The 12,736-nt window shown below is 63.2% G+C and carries 7 protein-coding genes and 3 pseudogenes; 6 read left to right on the top strand and 4 right to left on the bottom strand.

Translation table 11 applies throughout. The annotated features are described in order from the left end of the window. Positions 1-162 precede the first annotated feature (162 nt). Positions 163-942: pseudogene (locus OCL88_RS13560) on the top strand (IS30 family transposase); the annotation flags it as partial. Positions 943-1,153: 211 nt separating this feature from the next. Here OCL88_RS13560 and OCL88_RS21300 read toward each other — a convergent pair. From OCL88_RS21300 to OCL88_RS13545, 4 genes and pseudogenes are all read right to left on the bottom strand, one after another. Then, positions 1,154-1,648 carry an Imm26 family immunity protein gene (locus tag OCL88_RS21300; protein WP_413775464.1) on the bottom strand — a complete coding sequence of 165 codons (495 nt, stop codon included), beginning with the start codon at positions 1,646-1,648 and terminating at the stop codon, positions 1,154-1,156. A gap of 108 nt (positions 1,649-1,756) precedes the next feature. Further along, positions 1,757-3,012, bottom strand: a pseudogene (locus tag OCL88_RS13555) (IS256 family transposase). A gap of 46 nt (positions 3,013-3,058) precedes the next feature. Next, the gene (locus tag OCL88_RS21295) at positions 3,059-4,240 is read right to left on the bottom strand and encodes an RHS repeat-associated core domain-containing protein (RefSeq protein WP_413775463.1); all 1,182 of its coding nucleotides are present in this window, start codon (positions 4,238-4,240) and stop codon (positions 3,059-3,061) included. A gap of 3,056 nt (positions 4,241-7,296) precedes the next feature. Continuing rightward, complete coding sequence (locus tag OCL88_RS13545) at positions 7,297-8,214, bottom strand: hypothetical protein (protein WP_264962843.1); 918 nt, start codon at positions 8,212-8,214, stop codon at positions 7,297-7,299. Positions 8,215-8,286: 72 nt separating this feature from the next. On the opposite strand from OCL88_RS13545, the gene OCL88_RS13540 reads away from it, so the two are divergent. From OCL88_RS13540 to OCL88_RS13520, 5 genes and pseudogenes are all read left to right on the top strand, one after another. Further along, positions 8,287-8,703 carry a hypothetical protein gene (locus OCL88_RS13540; RefSeq protein ID WP_264962847.1) on the top strand — a complete coding sequence of 139 codons (417 nt, stop codon included), beginning with the start codon at positions 8,287-8,289 and terminating at the stop codon, positions 8,701-8,703. Between the two features lie 98 nt (positions 8,704-8,801). Further along, positions 8,802-9,650: a hypothetical protein gene (locus OCL88_RS13535; RefSeq protein WP_264962842.1), complete on the top strand. Its 849-nt coding sequence runs from the start codon at positions 8,802-8,804 to the stop codon at positions 9,648-9,650. Between the two features lies 1 nt (position 9,651). Next, the gene (locus tag OCL88_RS13530; protein WP_264962841.1) at positions 9,652-10,170 is read left to right on the top strand and encodes a hypothetical protein; all 519 of its coding nucleotides are present in this window, start codon (positions 9,652-9,654) and stop codon (positions 10,168-10,170) included. After that, positions 10,167-11,396, top strand: coding sequence for a hypothetical protein (locus tag OCL88_RS13525; protein WP_264962840.1), 1,230 nt, complete (start codon positions 10,167-10,169; stop codon positions 11,394-11,396). The genes OCL88_RS13530 and OCL88_RS13525 overlap by 4 nt, the downstream gene beginning before the upstream one ends. A 213-nt stretch (positions 11,397-11,609) precedes the next feature. Continuing rightward, positions 11,610-12,660 (top strand): annotated as a pseudogene (locus OCL88_RS13520) (FUSC family protein). The last annotated feature ends 76 nt before the right edge of the window (positions 12,661-12,736 follow it).

The following is a 12,736-nucleotide window of genomic DNA, read 5'->3' as shown; positions in this document are numbered from 1 at the left end:
TAGACACCGTCATCAAATCCCGGGGAGAGGCCCCCGCCGCTTAAGACGCGGCAGGTTCAGTAAGGAAGTGGGCAGATCTCATGGCCACCGCTGGGCAGTTTTACTGGCCGTCAGTGGGCATTTTCGTGGCCGCCTATGGGCAGTTTTTCATGGCCGCTAACACCAGCGAAACTGCACACGAATACGGTGCTGCGTGCGAAGGTTGAAGAAGACCTGAACAAGAGGTACTCACCCGAGCAGATCGCAGGACGACTCCGGGTTGAGTTCCCTGATGAGCCGGAGATGAGGGTGTCACACGAGACGATTTACCAGTCCCTTTACGTCCAGTCCCGCGGGGCACTGAAGCGTGATCTGACCGTGTGTCTGCGCACCGGAAGGGCTATCAGGCAGCCGTGCCGCAAGGCCGGCCAACGCAAGAACCGGATCCCTGGAATGATCAATATCTCCGAACGTCCCGCTGAGGTTCAGGACCGAGCCGTGCCAGGGCATTGGGAGGGTGATCTCATCATCGGGAAAGGGAATCAGTCCGCGATTGGGACGCTGGTCGAGCGGAGCACCAATTACACGATGCTCGTGTACCTGCCGGACGGGTACAAGGCCGAGCAGATGCGTGATGCACTGACCTCGAAGATCAAGACGCTCCCTGAGTCGCTGCGGCATTCCCTGACCTGGGACCAGGGCATCGAGATGCAGGACTGGAAAACCGTGAAGATCGACACCGGTATCGAGATCTACTTTTGCGACCCTCACTCACCCTGGCAGCGCGGCATCAACGAAAACACCAACGGCCTGCTGCGCCAGTACTTCCCCAAAGGCACGGACCTGAGCATCCACAGCGCCGCAGACCTCGACTGGGTCGCCCAGGAACTCAACGACCGACCACGCAAAAGACTAGAGTTCAAGAAACCGATCGAACTGATCGAAAATCTCCTGTTGCAATGACCGCTGGAATCCGCCGACCCTTTACCGGACATTGCGTGCCGGGGTGAATCGGAGCGCACTTCATCTCTTCGATTGCGCCACATATGCTCAGCCCCTACCGGGCAAGTAAGTTGATCGATGTTCAGATAGCACTCCCGGGGACTCGGAGAGCTTCCGAATGCCCTTCTGCACGTCTACCTCTGGAGGCTTTCTTACATCCAACTGGTGGTGGTTATTGACTTGTGGTTTTCGAATCTTGGTCCTCTGGGACTAGGGGTATACCAAGGGCCTTGCTCACAGCGTCATCAACCGTTCTGAAGCTGCCCAATCCATATCGGCCGACCGGTTCTATGGGCCCTGCTAGTTCGGTCCCTTGTTCGTCCACGTACTTGTCGAACACTGAATCGTGAAAGCAATGCTGTTCTAAGACGTCTCCCACCTCAAAGGGGATCTCGGCGATTGTCTCAAAGTATCCCCGGGACCAGGGCAACCGGTTAGTCATCATTGGGGGAATCAACAGTTGCGTCGCTCGCAATTCAGTTCTATCGGGTAGCTCCTTGGACTCCGACCGGCATCTGAAGACGTAAATCAGTTGCGCTCCTTGCCCCATCCCGGCGTTTACATCTGTGTGGATGAGGCGCCCAAAGGAGAATAGTCCGTCGGGCATCTGCAATACGAACACGCTGCCAGGCTTACTTTTCTTTCGTGACGGGTGGAGAACCCGCATGTTTGTCTGCACAGGTCTCATTTTATTCCGTTTGCCTTGAGCCAAGATTCTCCCCATTCCTTGGCCTGTGGGTCTGTCCGATAAACGGTGTGTGGGTTCCGGCGGTTTTCATTGGTTGGTGGTTCTTTCGAACCGTCCGGCGAACGTGATGGCGAACGCGTTGAGCGCGGGTTTCCACCTCATGGTCCAGCGTGCTCTTCCTCCGCCGGTTGGATCAAGGGATCTGGTGACCAGGTACAGGCATTTCAGGGCAGCATTCTCATTCGGGAAGTGCCCCCTGGCTTTCACGGCCCGCGGTATCGGGCGTTGATCGACTCGATCGCGTTCGTCGTGCAGATGATCCGGCGGATCTCGACGTCGTATTCGAGGAACGGCACGAACTCGGCCCAGGAGGACTCCCATAGCCGTATGATCGCGGGGTAGCGTTGGCCCCATTCGGCCGTGAACTCGGCGAACCGGTCTTTGGCTGCTTGCTCGGACGGAGCGGTGTAGACGGGTTTGAGAGCTTTGACGATCCCGTCTCGGTGTTGGCGTCCGGCGTAGCGGAAACTGTTGCGGATCAGGTGAACGATGCATTGCTGCACGATGGTCCGGTCCCACGTCGTCGTGATCGCTTCCGGGAGGCCTTTGAGCCCGTCACAGACTGCGATCAACACATCTTCCACGCCCCGGTTCTTCAGCTCGGAGAACACCTGCAGCCAGAACCGGGCACCCTCCCCGCCGTCGCCGGCCCAGATGCCCAGGATGTCCCGTTCCCCGTTCACGGTCACTCCCATGACCACGTAGAACGGGGTGTTGCGCACCTGCCCGTCACGGACCTTGACCACGATCGCGTCAACGAAGAGCACCGGATAGAGTGCGTCCAGCGGGCGGGAGGACCATTCGGCCAGCTCGGCTGTGACCTTCTCGGTGATGCGGCTGATGGTGTCTTTGGAGACCTTGGCCCCGTAGACCTCCTCGAAGTGCGCGGCGATCTCTCCGGTGGTCAGCCCTCGTGCCGAGAGCGAGAGCACGATCTCGTCGATCCCGTCCAAACGCCGTCTACGTTTGGGCACGATCATCGGCTCGAAGGACCCGTCCCGGTCTCTGGGTACCTCGATTTCGACCGGGCCGATCTCGGTCAGCACCGTCTTGGATCTCGTGCCGTTGCGTATGTTCGCAGCTAACGGTGTCTGGCCATGTTCATGGCCGAGGTGCTCGGTCAGTTCCGCTTCCAGCGCGGTCTCCAGCACGTTTTTCGTGAGCTGGTTCAGCAGCCCGCCGGGGCCAACCAGGCTCACGCCCTGTTCCCTGGCCTGCGCGAGCAACCGCTCCGCAAGCTCCTTCTGATCGATGATCTCTCCCGTCACAGGATCGATCATCATCCCTGCCATCCCAGTCGTGGATTCAGACACGGCCGTCTCCTTCGGATCAGGCCAGACCCCACACACCGTTATTCAGACAGTCCCTGGCCTGTTCAAAGAACGGTCGTTTGGGCGAAATACTGTTGATTTTGTTCAGGAAGCTTGGATTACCTGAGATGAGAGCTTGTTCGATGGCACGAGCCTCTCCTCTCGTGACTCTTGCTTTTGTGATGCCTCGGATGAAGAACCTATCACCGTGTTGACTTTGGCGCTTGGTCAGGTCCTTCGTGATCCCTGCGTATACGTTATTTCCAGAGGCATCTTGGCTGAAGTACACATCAGTGTCGGCAGGACCCCCAGCTAGCGCGGCAGGGAGTGTGGGCGTCCCCGTGCTCATTATGGCTTGGTTTGTGTGACCGATGGCTTCGGTGGCTGCGACGCTTGCGGCGTGCATGACGGCATTTTGCGCGGCCAGGGCTGCGCCTGTGTTCGCCCCGCTGGTGTCGCCCGTGGATTGGCCTCCTTGGCGTACTGCTGGTGAGGTGAAGGTAGTGCCGCCTTGACGGACGGCCGGGGTGGTGAACCTGGTGCCTCCGAGGGAGGATGCCACGTACCCTCCGCCGATTCCCCCTGCAACTGGTTGGATGGCGGGGCGGGAGACGGTGACACCTCCCACGGAACGGTAGTTCGAGTAGTCGAAGGAACCCACCGCTGCAGGAGCTGCTGCGGGAGCACTGGATGCCGAGGAAACCGACGAGTGCTCCCAGGGCCATTGGATCGTGGGCATCGTGAACGTCGGCCACTTGATAGTCGATGCAATGGCAAGTACTGCGGCAGCTACCCAGGCTGCCCCCGCCCAGATCAAGCTTGCGCCTGGGTCGAGTCCGGAGGGGTCGGCGCGATTCATCGGGTCGCCCCATGAGTAGGAGTAGGGGGTGAATCCTTCGCTCTGGTCGGTGTGGAGGATCGGGTCGGGTGTGGTGAAGGCTCCGGTGACGGGGTCGAGGTCGCGCGCTCCGAGGTGCGTGAGGGAGCTGATGGTGTCATCGAGCCCGTCGATGTAGCCGTTGACAGCGGCGAAGCCTGCGGGGTTGGCGGCGTTGGATCCTGCACCGGCGGTGGTGGCACCGGCGGCGGTGTAGGTGTTGTTGGCCGTTCCGGTGAGGTTGTTGGCGCGCGCGAGGCCGAACGGGTCGGTGTACCGCTGGATGGCGGTGATCGGCCCGGTCCCCGCGGTGGGTTGGGACATGGTTTGTGCCGTGTTCACGGAGTCCCCGACGATCAGGGACAGTTTCACGGCCCCGCCTGCGGCGGTCCGCTGGGCCACGGTCTTACCTGCGAACGCGTACGTGCACGTGGCTGTTTTCACCGGTGTGGTGGCTTTGGTGGCGTGCGCTGTGATCCGGCCGAGGATGGCTGTGCTTCCGGAGCCGTCGACCAGTCCGACGAGGGTGCCGGAGGCGTCGTAGTACCTGGTGCTGAGGCTGCCTGCCCCGGTGCTGGGCGCCGGGGGTGTGGCGTTGGTAGCCCCGGGGTTCGGGTTTGCCGGGACGGCGCTGGTTCCTGTGGTAGTGGCCAGCAATCCGTCGGCGGTGTAGGTCATGGTCTGACCGGCGCGGTTGGTCATTCGTCCGGCTGCGTCCCAGGTGAAGTTCTGCGGCGCTGTTGCGGTGCCGTTGACGGTGGAGACGATCGAGTCGACCTGGTGCGGGCCCGCGGTTCCGGGGGCCGCGTAGTTGTACTGTTCGCTCACAGCCAACGCACCGGATGAGTGGAACCGTTTGACCTGTGCCCGGTCCCCGGCTGCGGTGTAGGCGTAGGTTTGCGCGTATGCTCCTGGTCCGCCGAGACCGGTGACGAGGGTCGAGGCCGGGGTCGGGGCGGTGGTGCACGCCTTCGACGATGGTGTCCACACTGCGCTGAGGCGGGAGGCGTGGTCGTAGTCGTAGCACTGGTAGTCCGAAGCGACGCCGGGGCGGGAGCTGAATGCCAGTTCACGTGACGTGAGTTTCCCCGTTTCATCGTAGGCGTACCGGGTTTTGCCCAGGTCCGAGATGGTGCCACGGGTGTTGTTCGTGGTCCACTGCTCGATCAGCCTGCCGGTGGAGGCGCTCCAGCTGAAATACGTGTTGTTCGTACCGGTCATGTTCCTGCTACCGCCGAGCAGCGTCGCGACGTCGTATTGGGCGTAGGTGGTCAGGAACCCGAGGTGGTCGTACTGGGCGTTGCCGGCGAACTGGTCCCCGTCCACGTTCCACGTCGATGACGGGTTGTCGAACTCGTCATACCCGTACCGGACTGTCTCTGCGGGCAGCCCACCGACCATCGGGGTGCTTTCGCTGGTGAGCTTTCCGGTATCGGAGTAGGTCCTGGTGGTGGTGTAAGAGCCGTTGAGTCCGCTCATCGTGGTGGGCAGCGTGATGGTGGTGCTGCCTGGCTGGTAGGCGTTGTTGTAATCGCTGTACGTGGTCACCACGGGCTGGTCGAACGCGGCACCGTTGTTCCTGGTGCTTGAGGTCGGCATGCCTTTGAGCTCGCCGTCGTAGGTGCGTGTTTCCAGGGTCTTGGCTGCGCCGCCGCCGACGGAGACGGTCTTGGCGGTGGGCCTGTCCAGCTTGTCGTAGGCGTAGGTGGTGACGGTGCCCATCGCGTCCGTGGTGGTCTTGGTGCGCCCGGCCGCGTCGTAGGTGGTGCTCCGTGTTCCCGAGTCCGGGTCGGTGGCGCCTGTTTCGCGTCCGGCGGCGTCGTAGGTCCAGGTCCACAGGTTCGCCCCGTCACCCATCCGGGTCAGTTGACCGAGTGCGTCATAGACGTAGGTGGAGGTGTCGGCGGCGCCGGTGGCGGTGGTGCCGTGGAACAGGGACCGGCTTTCGATGTTTCCGTCGAGGTTGACGACGGTTTTGACCGGTGAGGACGCCCCGGGTGCGGTGACTGTGGTGGTGTCCATGCCGGTGTAGCTGATCCCGGTGGCCCAGAGTTCCTGGTTTTCGTTGGTCATCGTCCGGATCTTGGTTGGACGCCGGAAGGCGTCGTATTCGTAGATCGTCGATGACGGCACGGCCAAGGTGGGGATGCGTAGCACCCCGTCGGGGTCGTTGGCGATGTAGTACTTGTTGTTCACGGTGCTCTTGGCCCCGCGGGAGTCATACCAGGTGTCGGTGGCGATGGTACCGCCGCCGGGTGAGCTGGTCTGGGTTTGCCGTTCACGCCCGAGGCCGTCGTAGAGGGTGTAGGAGGTCACGGAGCTGCCGTTGCCCGAGCGGGTCACGGTCTTCACCCAGGACGGGTCGGTCTGGGATATCGAGTAACTGGTCTGGACAGTGGGGTCGGTGTTCGTCGCGGCCGGGCGCAGGGGGTCCCATTCGCCGGTGACCCGTCCCGAGGGGTCATACCGGTAGGAGGTAATCTTCCCGTTGGGATCGGCCTTGGATAGTGTTTGTCCGCGCATGGAATCGAGCGTGGTCGTGGAGAACCAGCCCATGGGGTTGGTTGTCTTTATGGTGATGGGGAGCCCGGTAGCGGGTGTGTATTCGGTGAGAGTCTCCCGGAGGACACCTGTGGTGCTCTCGGCTGATTTGGTTTCACGTCCGAGCGCGTCGTAGGTCACGGTCGGGCCCAGCGCCCAGGTCGTTACCGCGGTGCCCGAGACGGCTGTGGCGGTGTCGGTGCGGGTGGTGTTGCCCTTGGTCGGTGCGGTGTAGCCTGCGGAACCGGGCACGGCAGATGTTGAGGCGTCATACAGTGTCCTGCCGGCTTTCAGCAGTGCACCGGTCGGGCCGGACGCGCCGCAGTTATCGGCGTAAGTGTTCACGGTCGCCGGGAGCGAGAGAATGTTCGCCGCGACCGAGTCCGCGTAGGCCGTCACCTCGCAGCTTTCATCCCCGGCGACACTGTTCTCACCGGTTGATGAGGTCCTGATCGGGCGGCCGTAGCCGTCATAGGCCATGCTCGTCTCGGAGACACGCATGGAAGCGGACTTGCTGGTCGTGGTCTTCTTGGTGACCTTGGCCGTGCCCAGATGGCGTGCCTGGGGCGCGCCGCTGGCGACCGTGCCGGTCGCTGTGGGGGCCGAGGCCCAGGGAACGGTGATGGTGGTCCCCATCAAGGTGCCGCCGTCACCGGCGTAGCTTTGCTTCTCGACTTCCTGCCCGGCGAACCAGACGTCGTCGGTCAGGACCGTGGCGTCCGAAAGGGTCACGGTGTCTGTGCGCAGACCACCGGTTTTGTTCGACGGGGTGCCCTTGAGGCCTCGCAGGTACGTGGTGACCGTGGTGGGGTTGGACGCGGCGGTCCCGACCTTGGTCTTCACCTGTGACCATCCGGCCAGCGTCGACCAGGTGATGTTCTGCCCGGCAGTGCCGGAGACGTATTTCGGGGCGGCGTACTTCCATGCCGGGGTGCCGATGTAGCCGTAGGTCGTGACCATGTCCAGGCCCCGGCGCTGCCCGGGCCTGCTTTACTGGTGACCCGCTCGACGGGGTAAATGTTGAAGTGGTCGGTCCGGGCCGGTTGCGGGATCGGGGTGGTCGGGGTCCAGCGCTGCGGGAAACAGCGCATCGTGTTGGTCTCAGCCGATGCCGGCAGGTTGGTTTGTGAGCATTCGGCGGCCTTATAGGTGACCTGGATACTCGCACCGGTCGCTGTTTTTATGGTCGCCAACCGGTACCGGTCAAACGGTGCCAGCCCGTCGGTGGCCCAGACCCGGTTGTGCAGAGTCTGACCGGAGAACACCACGGCAGGGTCGGTGATCCACCCGCCGGTCGCGGAAGTCAGGTTAGTGCCCTGGTGAATGACCGAGCCCAGCCAGAGGGCAGGTTTCGTGCCGTCACCGGGGTCGGGCATGGCGTGGAAGAAGGTCCAGAAGTCGGTGTTGCCGTAGCTGGAGCCGGTGAGGGATTGGCTGATGACCGTCTGGAGGCGGTAGAAAGTGAAGAACGTCGGTGAGTATGTCGTGCAGGTTCCCGATGAGGCGCACAGGAACTCGGCAGGAACGTCACCGTTCGGGGTAGGGCAGGTGACGCCTTCACAGCGGCCGGTGTAGCCGAAGTTCACGTGCAGGGGCGCCTGGGTGGACAGTTCAGTCCCTGCCCGCATACCGTAATCCACCCGAGCGAGGCGGCTGGCACGGTGGTAGGCCTTCAACGTGCCGGCCCCGGCCTGGGATTTATAGAAGTTCGTGTCCTGCGTGTAAAAGAAGCCTTGGGAGTTTCCGTTCGGGTCCACGACATAGTCAAGGTTCCAGGCGTAGGCCTGCATGCAGGACGAAGCGCCGAACCCGGCACTGTTGTAGCAGGGCTGGCCCGGGAGCCCGTACACAGGGTCGCCGTCGGCGGCGGTGCGGCATACGCCTACTGGACCACGACGGGCTCCGGCAACGGCACCGCCACAAACTCGGCCGGCGGAGGCACCGTAACACTCTTCGCGACGTTCGACGGCGGCCTCGCGCCGGGCAACCAGGTGGACGTCGCCTACACCGCGACCAACTCGATGACCTCGAGCACTAAGGTCGGTGAGCTGACTCCTACTGTTTCCACTGACAAGGCTGGCTGCCTTCCCGGATGGTTCACGGCCACCGCAGAAACTTCCAACACCCTTGTAGCTGCGGGTGCTACCTCGTCCGTCGGCGCCGGCACCCTGACCTTCAACGACAGCGAGGACAACCAGGACGCCTGCAAGGGCGCAGTAGTGACGGTCAGCGTCACCAGCGAGTAGCGGCCTCAGGCCGGGGACTGACCAACGACGGCGGTCCCCGGCCCGGCTGCCTGCCCCCAGTTCCGTAACACCCGGCCCGTCCGAAAAGAGCTTCTTCCATGGACCCCACGCAAGAGCGCCGCAGGCCTTTCCTCCGAGGTGGAATGCCGCTCCGCGCCGTGATCCTCGCCGTGCTGGTGGCACTGGTACCAGTCACGGCCTTGGCGGCTAGCAACGGACAGTCAAACGGACAAGGCACCCCGGGCAAAGAAGCCAAGGGCATCGCGGTGACCCTGTCGCCGTCGAGCCGGAGCACGGACCAAGGGCTGGCAGTCACCTACACGGCGGCCGCCGCCTCCAAGGGAGGCTTCGCTGGTCCGGTGACGTTCGGCGTCGTGGGCTTGCCGGCAGGAGCAACAGCCGCGTGGTCGCCGTCGTCGGTCAACCTCACGTCCGGCAGCACCGCCCAGGCGACGTTGACCGTTACCACCGCACCCAGTACGCCGGCGGGCAAGACCGACTTCACCATCACCGGGACCGGCGGAGGCATGCAATCCACGGCGTCGGCGCAGTTGAATGTCCAGGAGGTCAAGCGAAACTTCGGCGTAACGGGCACAGTGAACGGTCCGCTGGCTCCGGGGACTTCCCGGCCAATTGAGCTGCAGATTGCAAACCCCATCGGCAAGAGCATCGCTGTGACCAATGTGTCGGTCGCGATCAGCCAGGTGGTTCGTACCCCGCAGGCCGTGGCGGCAAACCTCCCTTGCACCACGGCGGATTACGCGCTGACCCAGTTCAGCGGCACCTATCCGTTCACGGTGCCGGCCGGCTCCAGCAGCCTTTCCGGGTTGGGTATACCCCAAAGCAAGTGGCCGCAGACCAGGATGCTGGACACCCAGCTGCTTCAGGACGGTTGCAAAGGTGCCACGCTCCACTTCACGTACTCGGGGATGGGACAGGGAAACTGACATGAACATCTCCCGCATGCACCGGTATCGCAAGGGCAACCCAGCCCGTCCAGGCAGGCTCGCCCGCACGGCAGCCGCCACCACGGCTCTCTGCCTCTTGGGCGGCGTCGGCTCGGCGTACGCCTACTGGACCGCGGCCGGTTTGGGCAGTGGATCGGCGACGAACGGCACCATGCAGACCGTCACGGTGGACGCACTCGTTCCGGGCGATTCCCCACAAACCAGCCTGGTTCCGGGCGGGTCGGCGGACGTTGTCCTCCGCATCACCAACCCGAACCCGCACGGCGTCGCTGTCCACAGCGTGACCGCCAATGGGCCCATCACCGCCGACGGCGCACATCCGGGCTGCGCCCCAACAGGCGTAACGTTCACGCCGGCCCAAATGACCTCCACGGCAATCGCTGCGAACACTTCCGTTCTTCTCACCCTGCCCGGCGCTGCAAGCATGAGCACCGCATCACCCTCCGCCTGCCAAGGCGCGCAATTCACCATCCCCGTCACGCTGGAGGTACGGAAGTGAACCGGCATCGTCGTGCCGACCGAGTCAGCATGGGCGGCTGGAACCGCCTTCTCGTGGTGGCGTTGGGCATTCTTTTGGTTTCCTGGAGCGGCCCTGCGGCAAGCGCATTCTGGAGCTCGGTCAGCAGCAACGGCGCTGCGGCCAAGTCCGACGCGCTGGCGCAGGGCTCAAAGCCGTCCACCAGCGTGACCGGCACCAACGTGTCGGTCACCTGGGCGGCCAGTACGACGGCGGCAGGCAGGGCCGTGACCGGCTACAGCATTGCGCGCTACGGCGCTGCGAGCGGCGGAAACCGCGTGCCTGCTACAGGTGCGTGCGCCGGGACTGTCACGTCCTTGGCATGCGTGGAGGCGAATGTTCCCGCAGGGACTTGGTACTACACCGTCACGCCCATGCTTGCCCTGTGGCAGGGGCAGGAGAGTGCGAGGAGCGTCGGGAACCTAGTGGATACAACTGCCCCCGACGCGCCATCGTTGACGGTTCCTGCCTACGTCAATAAGGAAACCGCGAACAAGGTGCCTGTGGATGTCTCCGCAGAACCCGGATCTTCGGTGACGCTGACCGTCACCGGAACAGGCGCAGCACCCATGACCCGGACCATAACGAGTGCTACCAGTACTCCTACAACTGTGGTCTTGGATCTGAGTGCTTTCGCCGACGGGACCCTCAGCTTCTCCGCTCAAGCTACGGATGCGGCAGGCAACACTGGCCCAGCAGGTGCTGCCACGTCGTTCAAGGACATTGTGGTTCCGACCGTAACGGGCGTTCAACTTGTCAACGGCGGCGGGAGCAGTGTAACCGGCAAGATCGAGCCGAACGATTCCGTGGTGATTAGCTTCTCGGAACCGCTTAGCGGAGGCAGCATCTGCAGTTCATGGACGGAGAGCGAAAACTCAAAGACCTTGAGCGGTCTTACGGTCAATGTCTCTTCCGGCAATGAACTCACGGTCTCGGGCGCCGCATGCCCCACATTCCGCTTCGGCAAGGTGGCCCTGGGCGGTACCTACTACCAGTCGGGCACTCTCAGTTACAGCGGCTCGAGCCTGGAGTGGAATCCAGCTACGAAGAAGCTCAGTGTCACTCTGGGGGCGACGGTCACTGGTAGCCCAAAGAATGGCAGCCAAACGGCTGGTGTGGCGAACTTTGCCCCAGCGCCGGGCCTGACGGACGCGGCCGGCAATCCAGTGGCATCAAGTTCAGCCACTTGGGCGACGTCCCGTTTCTAGCAGCCAAGTTGCAAGCTCCCGGGCTTGTGGGACGTTTATTGCCCTTTCGGACCACAAGCCCGGGTTGTCACTGTCTTGCACACATGCCGCGTGACTACGCCCACTATCCGCCTGCCTAACGCAAGGTGACCAACCGCCCGGGCGTAACCTAGGAAGCGGACGCCAGTGCCGCCGTCGTACGTTTTGATCCTGCGACGAAAGGCGAGCCGCTCTTTGAAGGCTGTAGCGGAAATGTTCACGATGGGCCCGTCGAACAAGGACCATCACCCGGCCATCCGTTGCGCTGTAGGCGTGTTCGTCCCCCTCATTACCCTGACGCTGCTGGGGCGGCTGGACTTGGCCGTGTTCGCGTCGTTCGGTGCGTTCACCGGCATCTATGGGCGGCAATGAGCCGCATAGCGTGCGCTTCCGTAGCCAACTCCGGGCCGGAAGCTTCATGCTTTTGGTCATCCTTTTCGCCACCCTGACGGCCCGGGTCGCGCAGACTCTGGGGGTCGAGGGAACTGCGTATTCGTGGCTCCTGACAGCTGCGACTACCTTGGTTGCCGGCCTCTGCTCCGTTGTGGTGGCAGCTTGGCGGCTTCGCCCCGGCGGCTCTCTCTTTCACATCTTCGCCTTCGCCGCGATTGCCTCCATCCCCGCGCAGCCGCCGCTATGGGAAGCGATGCTTGTGGCCGTGCTGACCACGCTCCTTAGCCTGCTGATCGGCATGTCGTCCCGCATCCTCAAGAGCCATCGAACTCCATGGAAGCGGCCGCCCCGCATCCGTCACACCGCTCTGGAACGCCGCGCGATCTGGCTCGAAGGCGGCGGCTACCTGGTGGCAGCGGGACTCGCCGGAACCATTGCCACTTTGGTAGGGGAGAGGCTCGGTTTTGGGCACAGTTACTGGGCGATGGTTGCGGCCGTCGTTCCATTGGTGGGGCACTCGACGCGCCACAGGATCAGCCGGGGTTTCCAAAGAATAGCCGGCACAGTGATCGGCCTGCTGCTGATGGCCGCCATCCTCTGGCTGAATCCGGCGCCGTGGGGGATGGTATTGGTGATCGCCGCATGCCAGTTCGGCGCCGAACTTTTCATCGCGCGGCAATATTTTGTGGCTCAGGTCTTCGTCACGCCGTTGGCGTTGATCGCCACCCTCTTGGCCGCGCCGGTGGACCCGGGCCTGCTCCTGCGGGACCGGATCGTGGAGACAGTGATCGGCGCCGTCATTGGTGTAGCCGTCGTGGTGGCCCCGGCAGCCTGGCGACGGTTGCGCTCGTAGCGCCACCGGATAGGCAGCACGCCTGAGGTCTGCTGGGCGCACCCGACCCGAACCTGTATGCTCGTCATTTAATAAG

It is taken from the genome of Paenarthrobacter sp. PAE-2 (assembly GCF_026013155.1).
Lineage (GTDB): Bacteria > Actinomycetota > Actinomycetes > Actinomycetales > Micrococcaceae > Arthrobacter > Arthrobacter ureafaciens.
Note: the sequence above shows the minus strand (reverse complement) of the source record. Positions and strands in the feature narration are given on the sequence as shown.